This window comes from Ulvibacter litoralis (assembly GCF_900102055.1).
GTDB classification, from domain to species: domain Bacteria; phylum Bacteroidota; class Bacteroidia; order Flavobacteriales; family Flavobacteriaceae; genus Ulvibacter; species Ulvibacter litoralis.
This window is the reverse complement of record NZ_FNBA01000002.1, coordinates 342,426-366,552: the sequence shown is the minus strand read 5'-3', so window position 1 is coordinate 366,552 and position 24,127 is coordinate 342,426. Positions and strand designations below refer to the sequence as shown.

Annotated in this window: 26 protein-coding genes and 1 tRNA gene; 10 read left to right on the top strand and 17 right to left on the bottom strand. The window is 36.1% G+C overall.

Features of this window, described 5'->3' with window-relative positions; translation table 11 throughout:
- The first annotated feature begins 207 nt into the window (after positions 1-207).
- The 4 genes from BLQ00_RS07725 (at position 208) to BLQ00_RS07710 (ending at position 4,011) form a co-directional block, all read left to right on the top strand.
- Positions 208-281 (top strand) — tRNA-Met (locus tag BLQ00_RS07725).
- A 384-nt stretch (positions 282-665) separates the two neighbouring features.
- Entirely contained in the window at positions 666-998 is a 333-nt protein-coding gene (locus BLQ00_RS07720; protein ID WP_139149372.1) for a hypothetical protein, read from the top strand.
- A gap of 39 nt (positions 999-1,037) precedes the next feature.
- A complete protein-coding gene (locus BLQ00_RS07715) occupies positions 1,038-3,437 on the top strand; it encodes a TonB-dependent receptor (protein ID WP_093142736.1) in 2,400 nt (799 codons plus the stop codon).
- A gap of 19 nt (positions 3,438-3,456) precedes the next feature.
- Positions 3,457-4,011 (top strand): type 1 periplasmic binding fold superfamily protein, encoded by a 555-nt coding sequence (locus BLQ00_RS07710; protein WP_093142733.1) that lies wholly within the window; start codon positions 3,457-3,459, stop codon positions 4,009-4,011.
- 253 nt (positions 4,012-4,264) lie between these two features.
- On the opposite strand, the gene hisS is transcribed toward BLQ00_RS07710, so the two are convergent.
- A complete protein-coding gene (hisS, locus tag BLQ00_RS07705) occupies positions 4,265-5,647 on the bottom strand; it encodes a histidine--tRNA ligase (protein ID WP_093142731.1) in 1,383 nt (460 codons plus the stop codon).
- 147 nt (positions 5,648-5,794) lie between these two features.
- Between hisS and BLQ00_RS07700 the strand changes: the two genes are divergently transcribed.
- Positions 5,795-7,033: an ABC transporter permease gene (locus BLQ00_RS07700; RefSeq protein ID WP_093142728.1), complete on the top strand. Its 1,239-nt coding sequence runs from the start codon at positions 5,795-5,797 to the stop codon at positions 7,031-7,033.
- A gap of 1 nt (position 7,034) precedes the next feature.
- Here BLQ00_RS07700 and BLQ00_RS07695 read toward each other — a convergent pair whose 3' ends face one another.
- The 4 genes from BLQ00_RS07695 to rpsF form a co-directional block, all read right to left on the bottom strand.
- Entirely contained in the window at positions 7,035-7,514 is a 480-nt protein-coding gene (locus tag BLQ00_RS07695; RefSeq protein ID WP_093142726.1) for a DUF6495 family protein, read from the bottom strand.
- Between the two features lie 78 nt (positions 7,515-7,592).
- A complete protein-coding gene (gene rplI / locus BLQ00_RS07690) occupies positions 7,593-8,045 on the bottom strand; it encodes a 50S ribosomal protein L9 (RefSeq protein WP_093142723.1) in 453 nt (150 codons plus the stop codon).
- Positions 8,046-8,059: 14 nt separating this feature from the next.
- Entirely contained in the window at positions 8,060-8,356 is a 297-nt protein-coding gene (gene rpsR / locus BLQ00_RS07685; protein WP_093142720.1) for a 30S ribosomal protein S18, read from the bottom strand.
- Positions 8,357-8,359: 3 nt separating this feature from the next.
- On the bottom strand, positions 8,360-8,701 hold the full coding sequence (rpsF, locus tag BLQ00_RS07680) for a 30S ribosomal protein S6 (RefSeq protein WP_093142718.1): 342 nt from the start codon (positions 8,699-8,701) through the stop codon (positions 8,360-8,362).
- A 212-nt stretch (positions 8,702-8,913) separates the two neighbouring features.
- On the opposite strand from rpsF, the gene BLQ00_RS07675 reads away from it, so the two are divergent.
- Positions 8,914-9,627 carry a LytR/AlgR family response regulator transcription factor gene (locus BLQ00_RS07675; protein ID WP_093142715.1) on the top strand — a complete coding sequence of 238 codons (714 nt, stop codon included), beginning with the start codon at positions 8,914-8,916 and terminating at the stop codon, positions 9,625-9,627.
- Here BLQ00_RS07675 and priA read toward each other — a convergent pair.
- The 5 genes from priA to nadC all read right to left on the bottom strand — a co-directional run bounded on the left by priA (position 9,624) and on the right by nadC (position 15,003).
- Entirely contained in the window at positions 9,624-12,074 is a 2,451-nt protein-coding gene (gene priA / locus BLQ00_RS07670; protein ID WP_093142713.1) for a replication restart helicase PriA, read from the bottom strand. The genes BLQ00_RS07675 and priA overlap by 4 nt on opposite strands.
- 111 nt (positions 12,075-12,185) lie before the next feature.
- Entirely contained in the window at positions 12,186-12,617 is a 432-nt protein-coding gene (locus tag BLQ00_RS07665; RefSeq protein ID WP_093142711.1) for a DUF2147 domain-containing protein, read from the bottom strand.
- 15 nt (positions 12,618-12,632) lie between these two features.
- Complete coding sequence (locus tag BLQ00_RS07660; RefSeq protein ID WP_093142708.1) at positions 12,633-13,196, bottom strand: chalcone isomerase family protein; 564 nt, start codon at positions 13,194-13,196, stop codon at positions 12,633-12,635.
- Positions 13,197-13,224: 28 nt separating this feature from the next.
- The gene (locus BLQ00_RS07655) at positions 13,225-14,145 is read right to left on the bottom strand and encodes a YihY/virulence factor BrkB family protein (RefSeq protein WP_093142706.1); all 921 of its coding nucleotides are present in this window, start codon (positions 14,143-14,145) and stop codon (positions 13,225-13,227) included.
- On the bottom strand, positions 14,146-15,003 hold the full coding sequence (gene nadC, locus BLQ00_RS07650) for a carboxylating nicotinate-nucleotide diphosphorylase (RefSeq protein WP_093142703.1): 858 nt from the start codon (positions 15,001-15,003) through the stop codon (positions 14,146-14,148).
- 99 nt (positions 15,004-15,102) lie between these two features.
- Here nadC and rlmH point away from each other — a divergent pair, with 99 nt between their 5' ends.
- Positions 15,103-15,576 (top strand): 23S rRNA (pseudouridine(1915)-N(3))-methyltransferase RlmH, encoded by a 474-nt coding sequence (gene rlmH / locus BLQ00_RS07645; RefSeq protein WP_093142700.1) that lies wholly within the window; start codon positions 15,103-15,105, stop codon positions 15,574-15,576.
- Between the two features lie 3 nt (positions 15,577-15,579).
- On the opposite strand, the gene BLQ00_RS07640 is transcribed toward rlmH, so the two are convergent.
- The 6 genes from BLQ00_RS07640 to BLQ00_RS07615 form a co-directional block, all read right to left on the bottom strand.
- Positions 15,580-16,092, bottom strand: a complete 513-nt coding sequence (locus BLQ00_RS07640; RefSeq protein WP_093142698.1) for a hypothetical protein — start codon at positions 16,090-16,092, stop codon at positions 15,580-15,582.
- A gap of 55 nt (positions 16,093-16,147) precedes the next feature.
- Positions 16,148-16,459 carry a DUF6122 family protein gene (locus BLQ00_RS07635; protein ID WP_093142695.1) on the bottom strand — a complete coding sequence of 104 codons (312 nt, stop codon included), beginning with the start codon at positions 16,457-16,459 and terminating at the stop codon, positions 16,148-16,150.
- A 9-nt stretch (positions 16,460-16,468) separates the two neighbouring features.
- Positions 16,469-17,233 carry a carboxypeptidase-like regulatory domain-containing protein gene (locus BLQ00_RS07630; RefSeq protein ID WP_093142693.1) on the bottom strand — a complete coding sequence of 255 codons (765 nt, stop codon included), beginning with the start codon at positions 17,231-17,233 and terminating at the stop codon, positions 16,469-16,471.
- 75 nt (positions 17,234-17,308) lie between these two features.
- The gene (locus BLQ00_RS07625) at positions 17,309-19,183 is read right to left on the bottom strand and encodes a DEAD/DEAH box helicase (RefSeq protein ID WP_093142690.1); all 1,875 of its coding nucleotides are present in this window, start codon (positions 19,181-19,183) and stop codon (positions 17,309-17,311) included.
- Positions 19,184-19,328: 145 nt separating this feature from the next.
- Positions 19,329-19,916, bottom strand: a complete 588-nt coding sequence (locus tag BLQ00_RS07620; protein WP_093142687.1) for a non-canonical purine NTP diphosphatase — start codon at positions 19,914-19,916, stop codon at positions 19,329-19,331.
- A 53-nt stretch (positions 19,917-19,969) separates the two neighbouring features.
- The gene (locus BLQ00_RS07615) at positions 19,970-20,635 is read right to left on the bottom strand and encodes a TrmH family RNA methyltransferase (protein ID WP_093142685.1); all 666 of its coding nucleotides are present in this window, start codon (positions 20,633-20,635) and stop codon (positions 19,970-19,972) included.
- A 36-nt stretch (positions 20,636-20,671) separates the two neighbouring features.
- Here BLQ00_RS07615 and BLQ00_RS07610 point away from each other — a divergent pair, with 36 nt between their 5' ends.
- Genes BLQ00_RS07610 through purB form a run of 3 tightly spaced genes read left to right on the top strand, consistent with a single transcriptional unit; the run spans position 20,672 to position 23,323 of the window.
- Positions 20,672-21,355: an SIR2 family NAD-dependent protein deacylase gene (locus tag BLQ00_RS07610; RefSeq protein WP_093142682.1), complete on the top strand. Its 684-nt coding sequence runs from the start codon at positions 20,672-20,674 to the stop codon at positions 21,353-21,355.
- A gap of 1 nt (position 21,356) precedes the next feature.
- Complete coding sequence (locus tag BLQ00_RS07605; protein WP_093142680.1) at positions 21,357-21,944, top strand: hypothetical protein; 588 nt, start codon at positions 21,357-21,359, stop codon at positions 21,942-21,944.
- A 35-nt stretch (positions 21,945-21,979) separates the two neighbouring features.
- Positions 21,980-23,323, top strand: a complete 1,344-nt coding sequence (gene purB / locus BLQ00_RS07600) for an adenylosuccinate lyase (protein ID WP_093142677.1) — start codon at positions 21,980-21,982, stop codon at positions 23,321-23,323.
- A 262-nt stretch (positions 23,324-23,585) separates the two neighbouring features.
- Here purB and BLQ00_RS07595 read toward each other — a convergent pair whose 3' ends face one another.
- Entirely contained in the window at positions 23,586-24,125 is a 540-nt protein-coding gene (locus BLQ00_RS07595) for a DUF4252 domain-containing protein (RefSeq protein ID WP_093142675.1), read from the bottom strand.
- Positions 24,126-24,127: the final 2 nt, after the last annotated feature.

Below are 24,127 nucleotides of genomic sequence, written 5' to 3'. Positions count from 1 at the left end.
AAGAAAGAGATTATATTTTACCAGAATTATTACAAAGTAAATTTCGAAGAAAAAAGTAAAGTAATTCTTGCATCAATCCAATTTGTTACTATCTTTGCCAGCTGAAAAATACAAGACATTGTTTTCTATTTTTCGAGGTGTAGAATGAAAACCAGATCTTCTACACTAAACCCAGAAAGTTCAAATCATACGAACCCTGGAACTTATGGCGAGGTAGCTCAGCTGGTTAGAGCACTGGATTCATAACCCAGAGGTCGGCAGTTCAAGTCTGCTCCTCGCTACAACTAAAAACTCTCCTTGTAAAAGGGGAGTTTTTTTTATGAAATCTATTTCTGTTTGATTCCTTAAACTAACGCATCTTTATAAGATACATATTACACCATAATGCCAATTAAATAAGTACACATTAGATAGGCGCACTAGCTACTGAGTTATTAGATTTAGTATGGATTGACTGAAAGAATAAATAAACTCTCTATTTTTTTCTTAAGATCAGACTTTTATAAATCCAACACACAAAAAGAGAACTTCAATTAATACAATTAATTTATTTAAGTAAGGATTGAAACTGAGGTCCTTAATTCCATTTTAAAATTATTACTCACAATTTAACTACTGAATCCTATAATAATTCTTTACTTTTGCGTTTTAGCTATCACAATAAAATGATGGATTACAAAAAACAGATTGGTAAAAACCTAGTAGCATTATTGCTTTTTGCAGCTTTAATGTTACCTACTACTGTTCAGTTTTTTCATCTTTTTGAAGGTCACGAGCATGTCGCTTGTACTGAAAAAACAACGCATATTCATGAGTCTACGACTAAATGTGAACTATGTAGTTTTCACATTGCATCTTTCAACTACGATATTGCGAAATATCCTGAATTACAACTACCGGAAATTCCTGTAAAGCTTGATGTAAACTTCGCATCATTACAGTTCCATTCCTTTAAAACAGCCAATACTCAGCTACGCGCACCCCCTATTTTTTCTTAATCAATAAACTGATACGTTTTATGTTAATTAAGAATTTATATGCGCAACTATGCACTATTAATATTGCTGTTAAGCAGTATTATATCTATTTCACAAAATTGTGACAACACACTTTCTGGTACCGTAACAGACCTTCACGATGGCTCATTGCTTAGTGGAGCAACGCTCATTGTTGCCGGAACCGAACAAGCTGCACTAACAGATTTAGACGGAAAATTTACCATCACCAACCTATGTGATGGCAACTATTCTATACAGGTATCACACCTATATTGCTTAACGAAAGGTTTTACAGTTACCATCTCTGGCAACACCACTAAATCGTTTAAATTGGAGCATCATTTGGAAGAACTCAATCAAATTACGGTTGAAGGAAAAGCCTATGGCGTCAAGTCGAAAACAACTTTCGAAAACACGATTTCCAAAGAAGAACTGGAACGTTTCAGTAGCGGTTCGCTTGGTGATGCACTAAATAGTTTGAGCGGTGTTTCTTCGCTCAATACAGGAAACACCGTGATAAAACCACTGGTGAATGGTCTTCATAGCAGTCGAGTTGTTATAATCAATAATGGTGTTCGCATGGAAGACCAAGAATGGGGCGCTGAACATGCACCTAATATTGACATCAATTCTGTTGGGAATCTCACCTTGATAAAAGGAGCTGGTGCGTTACAATATGGTGGTGATGCTATCGGTGGTGTTATTGTTGCCGAAGCCTCAAAAGCCCCTATGAAAGATAGTCTCTATGGAAAAACATTACTTACAGCAGCAAGTAATGGGCGTGGCGCTTCTCTTACCTCACAATTGACCAAAAGTTATCAAAACGGATGGTATGCAAAAGCACAGGGAACACTAAAACGTTTCGGTGATTTTGAAGCTCCAGATTATGTATTGAGCAACACAGGTATTTTTGAACGTAATGCTTCTTTGCAGTTGGGATTAAATCGTTTCGACTATGGCATAGAGGCTTATTATTCCATCTTTAAAAATGAAATGGGAATTTTAAGCGCTTCACATTTGGGCGGAGCGGAGGATCAGATTAGAGCTTTAAATAGCAACACCCCATTAATCATCAATGATTTCACATATACTATTATGGCTCCCAAACAAGACGTGACCCATCATCTAGCAAGGGTAAAAGGCTTCAAAAAGTTTGATGGTTTTGGAAAATTGAGCTTGCAATACGATTTCCAAAGTAACAATCGTTTGGAATTTGATATCAGAACTGGTGATGACAGCGATAAGGCTTCAGTTGATTTACAACTAGACACCCATACACTATTGTTAGATCTAGATGCACATTTAACCGATGCTTTACGTCTAAAAACAGGTATTATAGGAAGGTATCAAACCAACTTTGCAGATCCAAATACAGGCGTACGCAGACTGATTCCCGATTACGACAAATACGATTTGGGCATATATGCAGTTGCAGATTACAAATTAACAGACCACTTGCTTCTTGAAGTTGGTGGCCGATTTGACTATACCTATCTGGACGCGTTCAAATTTTACAGAACTTCCTTTTGGGAATCACGCAATTATGACCAACTCTTTCCTGAATTAATTGTGGAAGAATTTAACAATCAGATTCTAACCAATCCGCAACTCAATTACTATAACGGCTCAGGAACAGTAGGTGCTACCTACACTTTCGGAAAGGATTCTAAATTATTTTTTAATTACTCAATTGCATCAAGAGCGCCAAATCCTTCAGAACTTTTTAGTGAAGGGCTACATCATTCAGCTTCTCGAATAGAACTAGGTGATTTACGTTTCAATTCAGAAGTAGGTCATAAAATATCGCTAACATTCCAAAGAGAAACTGACACTTTTAGTTTTTCTGTAAATCCTTATATCAATACAATTTCAGACTTTATAGTTATTGAACCCACCGAAATTCAGCAAACTGTAAGAGGTAATTTTCAGGTCTGGGAATACAGACAAACCAATGCTCAATTGATAGGGGTTGATGTAGATGCTTCTTATGCTTTTACGGAAAATTTCAGCTTAAAAAACCAGTTTTCTTTGGTAAAGGGGTATGATCGTACAACAGACAAACCCTTAATTAGCATGCCCCCTGTAAACACCAAGAACGAGCTAATCTATCAAAATTCAGAATTAAACAATATTCGTTTTTCATTGCAGAGTGCATATTATTTCAGACAAAATGAATATCCCGATACCAATTTTGAAGTATTTCTCCCAGAAACAGAAACAACGGAACTTGTGGATGTAAGCACACCACCTGACGCATACCACTTGCTTAATTTCAATTCAAGTATCGACTTGAACGCTAGTAAAAAAACAATAGTTACAGTAGGTATTGGAATTACAAACGTACTGAATACCTCCTATCGAAATTACCTAAATCGTCTTCGCTATTATGCAGATGATCTAGGTAGAAACTTTTTATTAAATCTCAAAATCAATTATTAATAATTAAAACTAAATTAAAATGAAAAAAGTAAAATTTTTAAGTATCCTATTATTGACAACTATTTTATTTGCTGCTTGTTCAAGTGACGACGATACTCCAGAGCAAGTAAACGAAGAAGAAGTGATTACAACTATGACTGTAACGCTAGTACCTAATAATGGTGGATCTTCAATTACATTGCAGACTCGTGATTTAGATGGCGATGGACCAAATGCTCCAGAAGTGACCGTTTCAGGAAATTTAATAACAGGAACAACCTATAATGGAACGATCGTATTGTTAAATGAAACTGTAAGCCCAGCAGAAAATATTACTGAAGAAGTAGAAGAAGAAGATGAGGAACATCAATTTTTCTATACTACAGGCGGTGGTATTGATGTAACTACAGCCTACAGTAATTTTGATGATGACGGAAACCCATTAGGAACAGAATTTACCCTAACAGCAGTTTCGGCAAGTTCTGGGACATTAACATTCACCTTACGTCATTTGCCTACTAAACCAAATACAGGTCTTGAAGATGCTGGTGGAGAAACGGATGTTGCAGCAACTTTTAGTGTAACAGTAGAATAGTTTAATCACAAGTATCTATTACAGTAGTAGTACAATAAACAACATGCCTTTTACATTCATTTGTAAAGGGCATGTTTGTTTTATTTATTATACTCTACTTTTTAACTTATGACATCTGCGGAAGTAACATTTCGCTAAAATATTCAAGGAAGTGTTTCGGTGACACCAAAATCTATAAACGAAATGCATTTACAACATAATTGCAATAAATTAGAACATCAACGTACTGAAGAAAAACTCGTTGAATAAAAATCTATTTCAATCTTTCAAGCAACGCCTCATAAGTAAGCGTTTCTTGCTCGCCACTCTCCATATTTTTTAAAGTGTAGGTTCCTGCTTCCATTTCATCATCTCCTGCCAACACTGCAAAAGGAATATTCCGTTTATTCGCGTACGTAATTTGTTTTCCTAAATGCTTCTGGTTTTTAGCAATGTCTGGATATAATTCTGAAGAAACGCCTTCTAAACGTAATTTCGTGATCGCCTGCATGGCATACAACGCTTCTTTTTCGCCAAAATTAATAAAGAGGACCTTCGTTGTTGAAGAAACCGTATCTGGAAAAAGACTCAATTCTTCTAACACTAAGTAAATTCGGTCTAACCCAAAAGAAATTCCGACACCACTCACATCTTTCAACCCAAAGATTCCTGTTAAATCGTCGTAACGACCACCGCCACCAATACTTCCCATTTTCACTTCGGAAGGCGCTGCAACTTCAAAAATTGCGCCCGTGTAGTAATTAAGTCCGCGTGCCAATGTCACATCAATTTCTAAGGAAGCGGTTTGCAACCCTATCGTTTCAAGTGTGGTTGTAATAAATTCTAATTCTGAAACTCCTTGTAAGCCTGTTTCAGAAGTACTCAACAATCCTTTTAACTGCTCCAACTTTTCTGAAGCCGTTCCGTAGAATGAAAATAACGGTTGTAATTTCAAGATTGCACTTTCAGAAATACCTTTTGAAAGCATTTCGGTTTTCACACCCTCTTCTCCTATTTTATCTAATTTATCGAGTGCCACTGTAAAATCGATCAGCTTATCCTCTGCTCCAATCACTTCAGCAATCCCGCTTAAAATCTTACGATTGTTCATTTTAATGGCAACTCCATTCAGTTGAAGTTTTGTAAAAACAGCGTCGTACAATTGCACAAACTCTACTTCTTGCCATAACGACTTAGAACCTACTACATCGGCATCACACTGAAAAAACTCTCTAAAACGTCCTTTTTGTGGGCGATCGGCTCTCCAAACGGGCTGAATTTGATAACGCTTAAAAGGAAAACTAAGTTCGTTTTGGTGTTGCACCACATAGCGCGCAAAAGGAACGGTAAGATCGTATCGAAGTGCTTTTTCAGAAATCCTAGGCGTTAGCTTAGTACTATTTCTTTCAGTGTACAGCGCATCATCTACTTTCGATAAATAATCACCACTATTCAGTATTTTGAAAATTAAACGATCACCTTCTTCCCCATATTTCCCCATCAAGGTTTCGCTATTTTCGAACGAAGGTGTTTCAATAGGCTGAAAACCATAGGTTGTAAAACAACTTTTTATGGTATTCATTATATAGGTGCGTTTTAGGACTTCTTCAGAAGAAAAATCTCGTGTGCCTTTAGCGATGGAAGGTTTTTGTGCCAATTGTAATCGTTTTTTAAGTGTCTATTATTAGAGTTTCTATAACTCGTATCAATTCTATATTTACGCTACAAATATCATAAAATATTAGAGGAAACTGTAACTTTATCCGCATATAATAGTCTAACGGTAAACACCACACCAAACTCTATGTTTTCATTGTTTCGCGAAAATGTGCTTATAGCACTAGACTCTATTAGAACACAGCTTCTTAGAACCATTCTCACCATTGTTATTATTGGAATTGGAATTTGGGCACTAGTCGGAATTTTAAGTGCCGTAAAAGCTATTGAAAACACCATTTCGAACGATTTTGCCTCTATGGGCGCCAATACGTTCAACATTCAACGCTACGAGTTTACTGTACAGCGAAATGGCGGAGAACGCAAGAAGGTAAATCCGATAATTAGCTATACCGATGTGAGAGCATTTATCGACAATTACGAATTTCCGTTTACAAAAACATCTGTGTCTTTTGTTGGAACAGCAAGTGCTGAAGTGAAATTTGAAAACGAAAAAACCGACCCTGAAGTTCAAGTGTACGGTATTAATGAAAACTATCTAGACAATACAGGCTCAAAACTTGGTGAAGGAAGGAATTTTACTGTTTTTGACATTGAAAACAACAATAAAGTATGCATACTCGGCTCCGATTTTATGAAGAGCCTCTTTAAAAACGACGATCCAATTAATAAAACAATTAGTATTCGTGGAGTAAAGTTTAAAGTTGTAGGTGTATTAGAGTCGAAAGGTTCTACCTTCGGAAACAACCAGGATTTAAAAGTATTAATCCCGATACAAGTGGCGCGTAGTATTTTTACCCAACCCAATATTAATTACAGCATTAGTGTGATGGTAGAAGACAAAGAGATGATGCAAGGCGCGCAAGACGTCGCAATTGTCACCTTTCGAAACGTACGTAAACTAACACCTGTTGAAGAGAATAACTTCGGAATTGAACGCAGTGACGACCTTATAAACCGCATCGGAATGATTACCGGTTACCTTGAAGTGGCCGCTTGGATTATTAGCATCATTACCATTTTAGGATCTTCCATAGCACTAATGAACATCATGCTTGTTTCAGTTACAGAACGTACGCGAGAAATTGGAGTTCGGAAAGCGTTAGGTGCAAAACGATCTACCATCTCCATGCAGTTCTTTATTGAAACAATTGTAATTGGTCAATTTGGAAGTATTCTAGGAATTATATTAGGAATTTTAACCGGCTTCGGATTTGCTTCCGTGCTCGGATTTGAATTCACACTCCCATGGTCTGCCATGATTTGGGCGACTATTATCACTTTTCTTGTCGCAGTAATTGCAGGTTCATATCCAGCGACCAAAGCAGCAGGATTAGACCCAATAGAGAGTTTGCGTTACGAATAGATTATATTTCGGCGCTAAATAGCTTATTAAAAAAGGTGTACAATTGCCCTTTTGTTATAACCGCTCCTTGTTGAATAAGTGCAAAGATGTCTCCATTTTTATCTTCGGAAAAATCCTTCGAAGAAGTGAAAAACTCTACTTCATCTGAAGCAAAATTTTCTTGCAACCACTTATAGCCTTCCGCAGTAGTAATATCGTATTCCTCATTTTTAACTTTCACTAAAATGAGGCTCATACTCGTTTCTTCTACTTTGAAAAGAAACATTTGTTGTGCAGAAATGTTTTCTAGGTAAGAGGCTGCTGTTAAAGCTCCTTCCCACACAAGATCACTAAATACATCTAACTCTTGTTCTGCAGCTTCCGGTTGTTTTTCTTTAATTGTTTTCCATTCATCCGCAGTAATAGACTGGGTGGCTAGAAAATTAATAAACTCTTGGTGCAAAGCTTCAAATTGTTCTTTAGTTAGTCTCGTATATTTCATAAAAGGTACTTAAAAAAATTATTCAAAAAAAAGCCTTCCCCATAAATGAGAAAGGCTTTAGTATCGTGTATGCTAAAATTAGTTTGCTTCCGCAACTACATCAAACGAAAAGTTTGCAATCACATCTCTGTGGAAACGAATCGTTGCTTCGTAATTACCAGTACGTTTAATAGTACCACCCGCAATAGAGATAAATTTCTTCTCGATAGAAACACCTTCTTTTTCGAAAGCTTCAGCAAGATTTGCATTGTTGATAGATCCAAATAATTTGTCTCCCTCACCAGTTTTTGCAGAAATCTTAATTTCTAAACCGTTTAATTTATCTGCTTCTTTTTGAGCATCTTCAATTACTTTTTTCTCTTTAAAAGCACGTTGCTTTAATGTTTCAGCTAAAACTTTCTTTGCCGAAGGAGTTGCTAACGTAGCGTGTCCGTGAGGAATTAAAAAGTTTCTACCGTATCCATTTTTCACAGTAACTAAATCGTCTGCAAAACCAAGATTTTCTACGTCTTTCTTTAATATAAGTTCCATAATCTATCTGGTTTTTATTTTAATAAATCGGCTACATACGGCATTAAGGCCAAATGACGCGCTCTTTTTACTGCGACAGCTACTTTACGTTGGTACTTTAAAGAAGTTCCTGTTAAACGTCTTGGTAAAATTTTACCTTGCTCGTTTACAAACTTCAATAAAAAATCTGGGTCTTTGTAATCTACATACTTGATACCAGACTTTTTGAAACGACAGTATTTTTTCGCTTTGTTAGTCTCTATATTAAGAGGAGTAAGATATCTGATCTCTCCGTCTTTTTTTCCTTTTGCTTGTTCTTGAATACTTGCCATCGCTTATGCTGTTTTTTTGTTATCACGTACTCTTCTTCGCTCTGCCCATGAAATTGCATGTTTGTCTAGAGCTACCGTTAAGTAACGCATGATTCGTTCGTCACGTCTGAACTCTATTTCAAGTTCATTAATAGCATCACCGTCTACGGTGTATTCGAATAAATGGTAAAAACCACTTTTCTTGTGTTGAATTGCATACGCTAATTTTTTTAGCCCCCAATTCTCTTTTGATACCATCTTAGCTCCTTTAGAAATAAGAATATCTTCGTATTTCTTTACTGTCTCCTTTATCTGATCTTCAGATAAAACGGGATTTAAGATGAAAACAGTTTCGTAATGATTCATAAAAAATCTATTAAATTGATTTATAAGTTCTCTAGCACTTTGCCAAGAGCGTGCAAAAATACTACATTATTTATTATTTTCAAACCAAAAACGAATAAGTTATTGATTTTCTTACATAGATGATAAAGCGTGCTATTTTCACGACAAAAGTTAAAAAAAGTTGCAGTTCATCGAATTTTTAGTTATAATTGCTGTAAGAAAAATACAATACTGTGGATAAACCAATTCTCAAATGTGCAATCGTAGATGACTCTACACTGCAAAGACTCTCCATTGTTCGATTAATAGAAAATCACCCTGCGCTAAACTTAGTTGCAGAGTATAACAATGCAATAGAGGCTAAAATGGGATTAGCTACAACCGATATCGACCTTATCTTTTTAGATATTGAAATGCCTATCCTTTCGGGTTTTGATTTGTTAGACGATCTTACAGCAAAACCACAAATTATTTTCGTGACCGGTAAAACGAAATACGCCTTTAAAGCATTCGATTACGATGCAGTAGATTACTTGCGTAAACCTATTTCTAAAGAACGATTTTTAAATGCTGTTCACAAAGCAATTACAAACTACAAACTTAAAAATGACGAAGGCTTTGATGACGAAGATTTCATTTTCGTAAAGAGTAATCTTAAAAAACGAAAAGTTTTCTTGAACGAGCTACGATATATTGAAGCTTTAGGTGATTATGTAAAATTAGTTACCGAGCATGATGCACTTGTTGTACTCTCTACAATGAAAGCATTTGAAGCGTTACTTCCTTCTGAACGTTTTTTAAGAATTCATAAATCTTATATCGTAAACTTAGACAAAGTTGAACGCTATAACAGTAAGGTAATTGAGCTAGATAAAGAGCAACTTCCATTAAGCCGAAATAGAAAGGCTGACTTGGTAGAAGCACTAGCCGCTACAAACCGTCCTTAATAATTATCAACATCTATAGTAAGCCTAACGGAAGAAAATTCTTTTATTCCGTTAAAGCTTCTATGGACTGTATTTATGTAATCTTTCGTTTTAGAAATAGATTGCTGCTTCGGAATTTTTACCAACACATTTGAAATGTACTGGTTTCGAACCCTAGAAACAGGTGGCGGCTCTGGTCCCAATACATTTTCTTTTAATTGTTGCGACAACGCTTGTGCAAACCACGATGATGCTTGCTGCATTTTTTGAAGATTTCTATCCTTAAAGGTTATTTTTATTGTTCTATAAAACGGAGGATATTTATATTGGTAACGCTCTTCATTTTGCTGTTTGTACATGCCTTCATAATCATTCACGCTAACTTGTTGCAAAATTTGATGATACGGATTAAACGTTTGTATCAAGACCTTCCCTCGTTTTTGCGTACGCCCTGCCCTACCCGAAACTTGTTGTAGCAATTGAAAGCTTCGTTCGTGTGCTCTAAAATCTGGAAAATTCAATAAATTGTCGGCATTCATCACTCCTACCAAATTTATATTTCGAAAATCCAGTCCTTTGGCCAACATTTGTGTCCCCACCAGAATATCAATCTCCTGATTGTCCAAACGCTCAATTAGTTTAGCATATGCATTTTTACCACGTGTGGTATCCTGATCCATACGCGCTACACTGGCGTTTGGAAATAGTGACTTTAACTCCGTTTCAATTTGTTCGGTTCCAAACCCTTTGGTATCTAAAGTTTCACTTCCGCAGGCCATACACGCTTTTAGCATTGCCATATGATATCCACAATAGTGACAACGCAACTCCCCCTTGTATTGATGGTACGTTAAACTCACATCACAATTCGGACACTGAGGTGCAATACCACACGTTGTACATTCTACCACTGGAGAAAATCCACGTCTGTTCTGAAACAAAATAATTTGCTCTTCATTTTCAAGTGCTTCAGCCATTGCCTCTAACAAACGATCGCTAAAATGCCCTTTCATTTGTTTTTTCCGATGCTTCTCTTTAATATCTACCAACTCAATATCTGGAAGTAGTACATTTCCGAAGCGATTCTTAAGCACCACCAATCCGTATTTATCTAATTCAGTATTATGATAACTCTCCAACGAAGGCGTCGCAGAGCCTAATAACAATTTTGCTTTGTGTAAATTCCCCAAAACAATTGCACTATCGCGTGCGTGGTAGCGTGGCGACGGATTGTACTGCTTAAAAGAGGGCTCATGTTCCTCATCAACAACAATTAATCCTAAATTAGTGAAAGGCAAAAACAAGGAAGAGCGTGCTCCAATAACGATTTGTGCTTTCGGCTTCCCTGATAATACATTGTTCCAAACTTCCACACGCTCATTTACTGAATACTTAGAATGATACACCGATATTTTATCTCCAAAATACAGTTGCAATCGAGAAATTAACTGTGTTGTCAGCGCAATTTCGGGAAGCATATACAATACCTGTTTCCCCGTTTCTAAAACTTCTTCAATCAAACGAACATACACTTCGGTTTTACCACTAGAAGTTACTCCGTGTAACAAAGTAGTATCGTGTTTTTTGAAAGCGGTTTTTATTTCTGAAAATGCCACTTCTTGAGCGTCACTTAATTTTTTTATATCCGAACCCGCATCTCCGGTAAATTCAATACGATCTTTCTGAATGTAATACTCTTCTAGAATACCTTTCTCCACAAGTGTTTTAAGTACCGTTGAAGTGGTCTCACTCTTTTTCTGAAGCTGTATTGCATCCACAGGTTTTTTATCGGCAGCACTCATCATAAAGAGCGTCATTAAAACGGCGCGTTGTTTTGGAGCTCGTGAAAGTGTATCGAGTAATTCTTTTAAATTTTCTTCGGAAGTATACGCAGCTGCTAATTTTACGTAGCGCTTCAGTTTGGGGGTGTATTGCTCATACACTTCTTCTTGCACTTCAATAATTCCCTTCTGAAGCAATTGTTGTAATACCTTCACTACGTTTTTTCGATCTAAAATAGAACGTACATCGTTAATATGAAGTGAAGATTGATGTTGTAAAGCTTCAAAAACAAGAAACTCATCATCACTCAAGTTGCTTTCATCCTCGGTTCTTTCCGAAGAAAGAGAAATAATAGTTTCACTTTCTAACAAAAAAGCGCTTGGCAATGCAGCTCGAATCACTTCTCCCAGTGTACACATATAATACGACGACATCCACTCCCAATGTTTTATTTGCGTAGGAGTAATTATTGGTGTCTCGTCTAGAATTTGATCTATGGCTTTGGTTTCGTAGGCTGGTTTCTTATTATTGTAAATAGCGTAAACAATTCCGGTATAAATTTTTGTTTTTCCAAAAGGGACAGACACTCGCATTCCTTGGCGTAAAAAAACAGCCTGGTCTTTATTGACGTTGTAAGTAAACGCCTGTTTTAATGGAATGGGAAGGATAACGTCTATGTAATACAAATGTAGCTTGTGTAAAATAGGTTAAAGCACACGCACGTATGCACAAAGTTTAAAAGTAAAAAAGGCTACTCAATAAATGAATAGCCTTTTACAATAATTTATAAACAAATTTTATTCTGCTCGAAGCCAATGTTGCGTTCTTCCTATAACAGGCACACCAACATAGGCTCTAATTTTTAAATTGTCGGGAGCCGTGAGCTTGATATAGCATTTATACTCAGAGCCATTTTCAGGATTTATAATAATCCCTCCATTGTACTCATCTCCGTCTTTTTCAAGATTTCGAATAAATACCATTCCTTCTACAGGAATATCTTTATCTTCTCCTGTACATTCAGTACAACGTACTCCTTTTTTTTCTGGATTGAAAATTTTAAGAATCTTTCCGTGGACTTTCCCTTCAGAATCTTCATAAATCTCTACCATCGATTTTGGATCACCCGAGTTGTCGTCGATTGTTTTCCATACACCTATTACACTTTGTGCCGTTGTGATAAGCACCGAAAAAAGAGTAAAGACTATAGTTGAGATTATTTTTTTCATGTGTCAAGCAAGAGATTATTTCCCTAGCATTGCTTTTTTTAGTTTACTATCAGCAGGATCGTTTCCTAACCAGATGCCAAATAAAGCCTTTTTAAAATTCATACCGGCAATAGTACCCAATTCTTTTCCATTTTTATAGGAAACTACCCCTTTTCCTTTTTGGTAAGTAATGTCGAAAGTATCGTTCTCTACGATTTCAGCTTCAAAGAATGAAATGAATTTTTTAATTTCCGAAGCAATCATAGACATGTCGCCTCCAGTTGAAGCATTAAATCCTTCTAAAACAGCTTCACTCATTGCTTCACTAGAAACAAAAGAAGATGTAATAACCAATTTAATTGCCATGGTCTCGTCTCCAGAAACAATGCTTTTTGCATCACTAGATTTTTTTCCTAAGTACAATCCGCCAGAATACAATTTTAAAACCATTGCTTTTTTTCGAATTCCCGCGCCATTAAGCAGTAAGTCTTGTCCGCCAAAATTTACCGTATTTGGTAGCGTTACGCTTCCCACTTCGGTTTGTGCAACTGCCATATTCATAGTTACCATTGCAATTACTAGTACAAATAGATTTTTCATGTGTTTCTTGTGTTAATTTAATTAGGGTTTAAAATTTATCTTTTAATCGCTGTAGAGAGGCATTTAATTCGAATCCCAACAACAATAGGTTTGCATTAATCCAAATATATAACATCATTATTAAAAGTGCACCAATTGATCCGTATAACTCATTATATTGTGAAAAATTATTGATATAAATACCAAATAAGTACGTTGTTAACAAAAATAATAATGTTGTTGCCAATGCTCCAATAGAGAAAAATCGTGATTCACGTCCTTCTACAGTTCCGAAGTAATACAGAATTGCTATAATTACATAAATCATAACTACAAAAACAGCTAATTGCAAGGCTGAAATCCAGAAAACATCATTTTCAATAAAGTGACTTCCTTTCAAACTACTAATTGCATACTCACCGTACAGTATTACTCCTACTGTAATTACCAACAACAGTGCCAAAACAATAGACACCAAATAAGCGATGAAATATTGTTTGAAAAAAGACCTGTTTAACTGTATGTGAACCGAATACTCAAAGGCGCTAAAAATAGCGTTTACACCATTCGCTGCTAAAAACATTGACAAGATAATAACAAACGATAACAGCCCTCCCCCTCTCGGATTTACAGCAATATCGGCAATGGTTGGGTAAAAGAAATCTGCCGTTTGGGGTGGCAATAACTCTTCAATAAAAATTAGGAACCGCGTTTGAAACCCTTCAATAGGTATGTAAGGTATGAGGTTCATGATAAATAATATGAACGGGAACAGTGCGACAAAAAAACTATACGCAATAGAGGTTGCTCTTGAAGAAAAAGTACCTTTAATAATCCCTGTGACATAAATTTCGAGCAAATCGTACAAAGAAAGCCCTTTCAAACCGGGTAATATGGTTAGCTTTAGTCCTTTGACTATTGACCGTATAACAGGTATTTTAGAAAGTTTCTCTTCAATTTCGGCACTCATTTATACAGCTTTTAAACTCAAATCCATATTATAAACAGAATGTGTTAAAGCGCCACTTGAAATAAAATCTACACCACACTCGGCATATTTTCTTGCCGTATCTAGGGTAATTCCACCGCTAGATTCGGTAAGACACTTATCTCCTATTAATTGCACCGCTTTACGAGTATCTTCATAATTAAAGTTATCTATTAGAATTCGATACACGCCTTCAGTTTTAAGAATTTCTTCTATTTCTGAAAGGTTTCTAGCTTCCACGATAATTTTCAGTCCTAGACTATTCTCTTTCAGATACTGTTTAGTAGTTTCTATTGCTTTTGTAATTCCGCCACAAAAATCAATATGGTTGTCTTTCAGCATTACCATATCATACAACGCAAATCGATGATTTTCGCCTCCTCCAATCTTTACCGCCCATTTTTCCAAAGCACGGATTCCTGGTGTTGTTTTTCGAGTATCCAATATCTTTGTCCCTGTACCCTCTAAAAGTTTTACATAAGCGTTTGTTTTGGTTGCTATAGCACTCATGCGTTGCATCGCATTTAACACCAAACGCTCCGATTTTAGAATAGATTGCGACAAGCCTTTTACGTAAAAGCAAACATCACCGTATTTTACAGGACTTCCATCTTCAATTTTCACATCTATTTGCAATCCCGGATCTACGTAATGAAATACTTGCTTCGCAAACTCAATTCCTGCAATAATTCCCTCATCTTTTACAAGTAACTTTGCAGTCCCCATAGCATCTTCTGGAATACAAGCTAGCGAACTATGATCGCCATCACCAACGTCTTCACGAATTGCATTCGTTATAATTAGATCTATTTCTTTGTTGAATTGTTTTTCTGAAATCATAGCCACAAAATTTTAGCTAAAATAACAAAAAGAGTTGGCAGTATAGAGGATTACATAACAAGGAATCCATAAAAAGTAAAAATACTGTATTTTTGAACTATGAAAATTACGCTTCTCGCCATTGGAAAAACAGATAATAAAGAACTCATAACTCTTACTGAAACGTATATCAAACGCCTAGGCTTTTACGTTTCTTTTGATTTTGAGATCATTCCAGATATAAAAAATGCAAAAAACCTATCTGAGATGCTTCAGAAGCAAGCCGAAGGGGATGAAATTTTAAAAAGGACCATCCCTTCAGACACCCTTATTCTTCTTGATGAAAAAGGAAAAACACATACCTCTGAAGGTTTTTCAGAATTTCTTCAGAAAAAAATGAACAGCGGACTTAAAAACTTAGTATTTGTAATTGGAGGACCCTATGGCTTTTCAGAAGAGATTTACAAAAGAGCCAACGGAAAAATATCACTTTCGCAAATGACATTTTCACACCAAATGGTGCGCTTATTTTTTATTGAACAATTATACCGAGCATTTACTATTTTAAGAAATGAACCGTATCATCATAGATAAAAACTAGTCTCTGTATTTTTTATAATCAGATTTTTCAGCAAATAAAAATTTGTAGCTTTTACCGTCATCAAAATTAGGTGGCAAGGTAACTTCAATGATAAAGCCTCCCTTTTTATAAACTTTTAAAATATTACCTTTTTCGGTCGTAGATGAAACTAACTTAAACTTTAAATTTTCAATTTGTTTTACATACAAATCGTATGCTTCTTTAATTCTGAAAGAAATCTCTACTGCTTTGGCTTTTTCAAAATCTGAATAATAATAGTATAAAAAATATTTTGCGCCGTTTCCAGGATTATTAAGGTCTGGTGTGTCATACACAAACTTTACATCACCAAATCTTCGCTCGCTAGCATCTCTTCCATGGAAAAAATACCATTTATCAGCTGTAAGCTTCTCTTGTACTTCTGCAAGATTACTTTCGCTCAACTCCAATAACTGATTCACTGTAAGATTTTGACTAGAAGCCACCTGTACTCCAAACAATACCATTAAAAGTATCATTAACTTATTCATAATTGTAATATTTATGATTTATGGGGATAAAATAGTTAAGCAATAATAAGAAAAATTACGCCATCCACAAACAATCGATAGCGTCTGTTACCATATGAAACAACAATCCTACCGCAATAATTCGTGTCTTTTTAAAGAATAGTAATAAAAAATAAACTCCAATTGCATAGTACGAATGTAATGGATGAAATCCTATACTGCAGCGATTTACCATAAAAATAGGGTCTGCAACAAGATGATCAATATCTACAAACATTGTAGCCAACATGATGCCCCAAGCTAATTTCCATTTGCTTCGGAAAAAAACATACGCTAGAAGCCCCGGAGCTAAAAAATGTAAGGTGTAATGTAAAATTTGCGGAAACATAAAGAAAGGTTAGCCCCTATCTCTATTTAATACTTTATACTCTTCATAACACTCACTAATCGCGTCTAGTATTTGAAGGTCGTTTGCCGTATTTATAAAGTCTGAAGAATAACTACACTTGTTTAATATTTCATCAATATCGACACGTTCTAATTGAAGCACTGCCATTAATGTTTCTCTATCGAACTTAGTTTGTAGAAGGTTTCTAATGGCATCATCTTCTTTCATCTGACGCAATTTCTTCATTTGTTTGGGACGCTTTCCGAAGACATTATAAAGAAAATCTGCTGGATTAAAAATAGCGTTAAGCACCTTGTTTACAGCACCAGGCTGAGAGCTTCCACCTTCATATCCTGTGTTTAAACCTGCGATTCGGTAACGGTAATTATCGTAGATAGGAATAATTCGCGCATCTACTTCTACATATCCAGTAAGTTGTACCGGGCGAACTACTACTTCTTCCAAAGCAATACCAAGCTCAGTCATTTTAATTTTAATCTCTCCAAATTTCAACCAGTCATTGGTTACACGAACTCGAATAGATTTAAATCCTAAATACGAGAAATACAAAGTATCATTTACTGCCGCACGAATCTCAAAATCCCCCTCTTTAGAAGTCGTAGTACCTACAACTCTATTAAGATTGACAATATTCACATTCTCAAGAGGTGCATCATCTGCATCGTTAAGAACTTTTCCATTAATAGCAACATTGTCCTGAGACCAGGACAATGTTGTAATAAGTATTACTATTAAAAATGTGATTTTCTTCATAAAAGGGTACATTGTAAATGTACTATTTTAGACTAAAACTTCATGCCAAAGTTTAGTTAACACGAAAAAAAAAAATTAAACTTTTCTACGGCGTTTTCCACCGGTTCCTTTTGATTCAGGTTTACTGCTAGAACCACGTCTTTTACCAGAAAATTTTGGCTTATCGTCTCCAGAGCTGCTGCTTCTTTTTTTGAAACCATCTTTACTTCCTCCGAAACTAGATCCTCCTCTACTTTCTCCTCTATCTCCACGTCTGCTATCTCCTCTTGATCTATCTCTGCTACGTCCGCCGCGATCTCCACCGCCACTTCTGCGATCTCCTCTTCCACGTCCGCCACCGCTTCTTCCGCCGCGACCTTTGTCTTTAGAAACCTCCACAGAAACACGTCGTCCTTCTAATTGGAAATCACTAAATACACTTAACACCATTTCCTGATGTGTATCGTCTGTATTAAAGAAAGAAAAACTGTCTTTAACATCTACTTTATATACATCGTCTTTTCCAAGATTCAACAACTCTTTCAAGAAGTCTTTCAATGTCATCCAATCGAAATCATCTTTCGCTCCAATGTTAATAAAGTAACGCGTACTATCTTTTTGATCTTCTTCGTAACTACTTCTTCCACCTTCAACATTAAGATCTTTCGCTTTTTTGTAGTAGTTATTGAAACGTGTAAATTCAACAGAAAAGAATTTTTTAATTAATTCTTCTTTACTGAAATCTGCCAACGCATCGTTTAACTTCGGAAGGTGTACGTCGATCTCATGGTTGATTTCTGTTTTAGCAATGTTATTCGCTAAATGAAATAATTGCATTTCACAAATTTGATCTCCTGAAGGAATTTCTTTCTTCTCAAATTTCTTTTGTATTTTTTTCTCAATACTAGAAATCTTACGAACCTCACTTTTAGAAACAATTACCATCGAAACTCCCGTTTTTCCAGCACGTCCTGTACGACCACTACGGTGCGTATACGTTTCTATCTCATCTGGAAGTTGGTAGTTAATTACGTGTGTAATATCATCTACATCAATACCACGAGCTGCTACATCGGTAGCCACTAACATTTGGATTTGACGTTTTCTAAAAGAGTTCATTACCATATCACGTTGGTTCTGACTCAAATCACCGTGAATAGCAGCGGCATTGTAACCGTCTTCTATTAAATTTTCGGCAACTTTTTGTGTATCTCTTTTTGTTCTACAAAATATTACAGAGAAAATATCCGGTTGCGCATCTGCCAAACGTTTTAAGGTTGCATAACGATCTCGAGCGTTTACTAAATAATATTCGTGAGAAACTTGAGAAGACCCAACGTTTGCAGAACCTACTGTAATTTCAACAGGATCGTGCATAAATTTCTTAGCAATAGTTGCTACTTCTCTTGGCATCGTTGCGCTAAACAACCATGTACTTTTATCGTCTGGAGAATACGAAAGGATTTCTGTGATATCTTCATAGAATCCCATGTTCAACATCTCATCTGCTTCATCGAGAACACAGTATTCAATTTTTGAAATATCAATCATTCTACGACTGATCATATCTTTCATACGACCTGGTGTAGCAACAATAATTTGTGCTCCTCTTTGAATTTGTCTCGCTTGATCTTGGATGCTTGCACCTCCATAAACAGCTACTACATTAAGTCCTTTTTCGTACTTTCCGTAGCTTTTAATTTCATTGGTAATTTGAAGACATAATTCTCTCGTTGGAGATAAAATTAGTCCTTGCGTTGTGCGGCTTGCCACATCAATTTTTTGCAACATTGGAAATCCGAATGCTGCTGTTTTCCCTGTCCCAGTTTGCGCTAACGCAACTAAGTCGGTATCTTTTTCTAATAAGATTGGAATTGCTTTTTCTTGAATTGCTGAAGGAGTTTCAAAACCCATGTCAGTAATAGCCTGCAATAGTGTATCGTTAAGACCTAACGATTTAAATTTAGTCATAAAAAATGTGTATAATTATTTGTGCTCATTGGAAGTAAAGTCGACACAAATAACCTATCACTTCTTGCAGCACGTCCTCACCCTGAGGATTTTTCAAGCTGCAAAGGTACGGTTTTTTTATTAACTATGAGAAGATAACCTTGTTTTATTTAAAACCTTCATTTTCTGAAAGATACGCTATTAATTGCTGCATTGCACGCCCTCTATGACCTATCTCACTTTTTTGTAACATCGTCATTTCGGCAAATGTTTCTGAAAATCCCTTCGGAAGAAAAATTGGATCGTATCCAAATCCGTCCTCCCCTTTTCGTTCCTTTGTAATTTCTCCTTCACAAATCCCTGTAAAGTCAAAATGTTTTTCATTTAGAATTAAAGCAATCGTTGTTTTAAAACGAGCACTTCTATCCTCTTTATCATGAAGGTGTGCAAGAAGCTTATTCATATTGGCTTCTGCATTATTCTCAGGTCCTGCATATCGCGCACTAAATACACCTGGTTCATTATTTAAGGAAGCTACTTCGAGTCCCGTATCGTCTGCAAAGCAATCCAAACCATAATTTTCTTTTACATACTTCGCCTTTAAAAATGCATTTCCTTCTATCGTAGCTGCTGTCTCTGGAATATCTTCATCACAACCAATATCGGTAAGACTTAGTAATTCGATATGTGAAGGCATTAAAGCTTTTACTTCTTTAAGTTTATTTAAGTTATGTGTTGCGAATACAAGTGTCATAGTATAAAGATGGTTTTGAAAGAACTATAGTGTTTTAAAGATACTACAGATTACTATTTATTTTGTTTTTTTTCTTCGTAAAAACGTTCAATAATCTCTTGATTGCTTTTAATTGTTTTTTGAGCCCATTCCATTTCAAGCTCCAATTTTTCAGCTTCCGTGAGCCGCCAATCAATAGGCGATTGCTTCAGTTTGGTGACGACACTTTGTAAAATAATTGCTGCGGAAACTGAGATATTTAAACTTTCTGTAAAGCCATACATTGGAATTTTCAAAAATCCATCAGCTTCGTTTAATACCGTATCGCTTAAACCGTCACGTTCCTTTCCGAAGAAAAAAGCAGCCTTTTTGGTTACATCAAAATCGTGAAGCATGGTAGAATTTTCATGTGGCGTTGTGGCTATAATTTGATACCCTTCCTCTCGCAAACGTTGCATACAATCGGTAATTTTATTGTAACGCTTTAAAGTCACCCATTTTTGAGCGCCCATTGCAATCTCTCGATCTATTTTCTTCCCTAACTTCTCTTCCACTACATGCAAGTCTTGAATACCAAACACATCGCAAGAACGCATGACAGCACTTGTATTGTGCAATTGATATACATCTTCGGTTACTACCGTAAAATGACGTGTTCGCTTTGAAAGAACTTCCTTGAAAAGTTCTTGTCGGCGAGGGGTTAAAAAAGTACGGAGGTGTTCTAATAATTGTAAATCCACAAGAAATAGGTAATTTTAGAACGAAGATAAATATATATAATGAAAATTGCAGTATTAACAGGTGCAGGAATTAGCGCCGAAAGTGGCATACAAACTTTTAGAGATAGTAACGGACTCTGGGAAGGACACGATGTGATGGAAGTTGCATCTCCCGAAGGATTTGCCCGAAACCCAAAAGTTGTTCTCGATTTTTACAACCTGCGAAGACAACAACTATTAGAAGTTTCACCAAATCTAGCACATACAACCTTGGCCGACTTAGAAAAGGAACACGAAGTAGTTATTATTACTCAAAATGTGGACGACTTACACGAACGAGCAGGAAGCACACGCGTAGTTCATTTACATGGCGAACTATTAAAAGTGCGAAGTACTGTTGAAGAACACACAATATTAGATTGGAAAAAAGACCTCAACCTTGGAGATTTGTGTAAAAACAAACATCAATTACGTCCGCACATCGTTTGGTTTGGAGAAGCTGTTCCGCTATTAGAGACGGCTATTGATTTGGTGGAAGCCGCAGATATTATTATCATTATTGGTACTTCGATGCAAGTATATCCTGCTGCTGGACTTATTCAATACGCACAAGAAGATGCTAAAATCTATTTTGTAGATCCGAAACCTTCTATAGCTTCTTCGGAACGGATTACAGTTTTTGCTGAAAAAGCAACCACAGGTGTTCCGAAAGTAGTCGCACAGATTAATTCCCTTTTATAAGATGGCTTCTGAAGCATTGCTCGAAAAATTAAACTACACAAAAGCCTATCGAAAAACCCGATTGGAAGTTGCACATTGGGTATTAGAGCATCCTGAAACCCTTCCAGAATTATTAGAACATTGCTTTACTGTTAAAGATGACATTTCATATAAAGCCGCTTGGATTCTGGAATTTGTATGCATAGAAAATCTATCGTTACTCTATCCCTATTTAGACATCTATTTTGAGAAACTTCCAACAGTTTATAAAGATCAAGCCGTTCGTCCGTTGGCTAAAATTTGCGAGTTTTTAACAACAACCTATTACAAAAAGAAAGATGCTGAAATACAGAAAGTACTTTCAGAAAAACACAAAGAAACCATCGTCGAATGCTGCTTTGACTGGCTTATCAGCAACCAAAAAGTAGCCTGTGAGGTATATGCAATGCAATCGTTGTATTACTTAGGAACCGAAAAAGATTGGATTCATTCAGAATTAATCACCATAATTCAAGCAAACACACACCAGCGAACGCACGCTTACAAAGCACGTGGAAAACATATCCTAAAACAGATAGAAAAGTTGAAATCTATACCGCGTAACTCTTAAGTCTTCCGTATCTTCGCTTCTTCAAATTTTAAGCCATGAACACAAACGCGTTACAAGCAATTTCACCAATAGACGGAAGATATGCTTCCAAAACAGCATCATTAATTCCTTATTTTTCTGAAGAAGCATTGATTCGCTACAGAGTACAAGTAGAAGTAGAGTATTTTATCGCTTTAGTAGAATTAAAACTTCCGCAACTGAAAGATTTTGATACAACCTTATTTCCAACGTTACGGGATTTGTATTTAGATTTCTCTGTTGTTGATGCACAACATATAAAAGACACTGAAAAAGTAACCAACCATGATGTTAAAGCGGTGGAATACTTTATCAAAGAAAAGTTTGATGGTTTAGGCCTTCAGAAATACAAAGAATTTATCCACTTCGGATTAACCTCTCAAGACATTAACAACACTGCGATTCCGTTATCTTTAAAAGATGCGATGAACGATGTGTATGTACCTCTTTTATTTGAATTACAAGACAAGCTGAAAGAATTAGCTTCCGACTGGGCAGACATTCCGATGTTGGCACGTACGCACGGACAACCGGCTTCTCCTACGCGTCTTGGAAAAGAAATTGAAGTATTTGTAGTTCGAATTAAAGAACAATTCGATTTACTAAACGATATTAAAAGTGCAGCAAAATTTGGAGGCGCTACTGGAAACTTTAACGCACATAAAATAGCGTACCCAAACATCGACTGGAAAGGGTTTGCTGAAAATTTTGTACAAGGCACTCTAGGCTTGCACCACTCCTTCCCTACTACTCAAATTGAGCATTACGATCACATGGCGGCTTTGTTCGATACTTTAAAGCGTATCAACACCATCATTCTAGATCTAGATCGTGATATTTGGACGTATGTATCGATGGATTACTTTAAGCAAAAAATTAAAGCTGGAGAGATTGGATCTAGTGCGATGCCACATAAAGTAAATCCGATCGATTTTGAAAACAGTGAAGGAAACTTAGGAATTGCAAATGCAGTATTTGAACACCTATCGGCAAAGCTTCCTGTAAGCAGACTACAACGTGATTTAACCGATAGTACCGTGTTACGTAATATCGGAGTTCCTATTGGTCATACATTAATTGCATTCCAATCTACTTTAAAAGGATTGAATAAATTATTACTGAATGAAGCGAAATTTGCTGAAGACTTAGAAAATAACTGGGCTGTGGTTGCTGAAGCCATACAGACCATTTTAAGACGGGAAGCCTATCCAAATGCATATGAAGCTTTAAAAGGACTTACGAGAACCAATGAGAGGATAAACCAGAAGTCTATTTCAGACTTTATTGAAACCTTAGAAGTTTCCGAAGCTGTAAAGAAAGAAATGCGTGTAATCACTCCTTCTAACTATACTGGAATATAAAACCTCCAACTTACTACAAACTTAAAAGGCTTCCACATTTGGAAGCCTTTTTTAGTATAAAACAACCTAGCACTTTATAATAGAGATCTCTGGCTGTAGAATAATATAGTTTTATCGGGGGCTGTAAACTAATATATTCAATTATACATTCAAATATACATCGGGACTTCAACATAGGCGCAATTCAAAAATGCGTTTTCGACCAAAAACAAAAAAAACTCCGTTTAACGGAGCTTTTATTTGTAGGAAAAAACGACTTGGGTTACATATCGAATATTTTGCCTATTGTTGAGAATTTTGACACATCGATATCTCCTTTGTCAATTGCCTTCATCAGCTTGATCATTTTATCTGGACGCATGTCCTTACCTAACAAACGAAAGACAGCAAATCCTTTTTCATCGTCACTGGCAAACACAATAACCTCATCTATAGCATCTTCTTCGCCTAAGTATTTTAAGGTTGCCCCCTTCGAATTAGAACCAAACTTGATAAGTGTCTTGTATTTCTCTTGCTTCATAATTGCTGCAAGCTCTCCTTTTTCAGTTTCATACTCAGCTACATCATCGGTAATTTTGTACGCGACAACATTCACTTTCTTCACTGTTTTTAATATTTCCTTTTCTTCTTCAGAAAGAGAACTAGTTTCAGATTGCAACAAACTTGTCGCTACATCCACTTTTAAAAACTTATCATTATCTTGTTTTTCAACCAAATATTTCTGCAACGATTTTTCGTTACTGCAACTTGCAAAAGACAATGCAGCAAGCAACAAGGGAATTATATATTTAACTAGTGCCATTG

What these genes read in the sequence shown, in the direction of transcription:
- BLQ00_RS07695 (WP_093142726.1), bottom strand. Translation starts at nt 7,514, where the DNA reads ATGAAATATACGAGACTAACTAAAGAACAATTTGAAGCTTTGCACCAA.
- rpsR (WP_093142720.1), bottom strand. Translation starts at nt 8,356, where the DNA reads ATGGCAAGTATTCAAGAACAAGCAAAAGGAAAAAAAGACGGAGAGATC.
- BLQ00_RS07595 (WP_093142675.1), bottom strand. Translation starts at nt 24,125, where the DNA reads ATGGCACTAGTTAAATATATAATTCCCTTGTTGCTTGCTGCATTGTCT.
- purB (WP_093142677.1), top strand. Translation starts at nt 21,980, where the DNA reads ATGAACACAAACGCGTTACAAGCAATTTCACCAATAGACGGAAGATAT.
- BLQ00_RS07635 (WP_093142695.1), bottom strand. Translation starts at nt 16,459, where the DNA reads ATGTTTCCGCAAATTTTACATTACACCTTACATTTTTTAGCTCCGGGG.
- BLQ00_RS07655 (WP_093142706.1), bottom strand. Translation starts at nt 14,145, where the DNA reads ATGAGTGCCGAAATTGAAGAGAAACTTTCTAAAATACCTGTTATACGG.
- BLQ00_RS07665 (WP_093142711.1), bottom strand. Translation starts at nt 12,617, where the DNA reads ATGAAAAAAATAATCTCAACTATAGTCTTTACTCTTTTTTCGGTGCTT.
- BLQ00_RS07660 (WP_093142708.1), bottom strand. Translation starts at nt 13,196, where the DNA reads ATGAAAAATCTATTTGTACTAGTAATTGCAATGGTAACTATGAATATG.
- rlmH (WP_093142700.1), top strand. Translation starts at nt 15,103, where the DNA reads ATGAAAATTACGCTTCTCGCCATTGGAAAAACAGATAATAAAGAACTC.
- BLQ00_RS07625 (WP_093142690.1), bottom strand. Translation starts at nt 19,183, where the DNA reads ATGACTAAATTTAAATCGTTAGGTCTTAACGATACACTATTGCAGGCT.
- BLQ00_RS07620 (WP_093142687.1), bottom strand. Translation starts at nt 19,916, where the DNA reads ATGACACTTGTATTCGCAACACATAACTTAAATAAACTTAAAGAAGTA.
- BLQ00_RS07605 (WP_093142680.1), top strand. Translation starts at nt 21,357, where the DNA reads ATGGCTTCTGAAGCATTGCTCGAAAAATTAAACTACACAAAAGCCTAT.
- BLQ00_RS07710 (WP_093142733.1), top strand. Translation starts at nt 3,457, where the DNA reads ATGAAAAAAGTAAAATTTTTAAGTATCCTATTATTGACAACTATTTTA.
- BLQ00_RS07700 (WP_093142728.1), top strand. Translation starts at nt 5,795, where the DNA reads ATGTTTTCATTGTTTCGCGAAAATGTGCTTATAGCACTAGACTCTATT.
- BLQ00_RS07640 (WP_093142698.1), bottom strand. Translation starts at nt 16,092, where the DNA reads ATGAATAAGTTAATGATACTTTTAATGGTATTGTTTGGAGTACAGGTG.
- BLQ00_RS07715 (WP_093142736.1), top strand. Translation starts at nt 1,038, where the DNA reads ATGCGCAACTATGCACTATTAATATTGCTGTTAAGCAGTATTATATCT.
- nadC (WP_093142703.1), bottom strand. Translation starts at nt 15,003, where the DNA reads ATGATTTCAGAAAAACAATTCAACAAAGAAATAGATCTAATTATAACG.
- rplI (WP_093142723.1), bottom strand. Translation starts at nt 8,045, where the DNA reads ATGGAACTTATATTAAAGAAAGACGTAGAAAATCTTGGTTTTGCAGAC.
- rpsF (WP_093142718.1), bottom strand. Translation starts at nt 8,701, where the DNA reads ATGAATCATTACGAAACTGTTTTCATCTTAAATCCCGTTTTATCTGAA.
- BLQ00_RS07720 (WP_139149372.1), top strand. Translation starts at nt 666, where the DNA reads ATGATGGATTACAAAAAACAGATTGGTAAAAACCTAGTAGCATTATTG.
- BLQ00_RS07630 (WP_093142693.1), bottom strand. Translation starts at nt 17,233, where the DNA reads ATGAAGAAAATCACATTTTTAATAGTAATACTTATTACAACATTGTCC.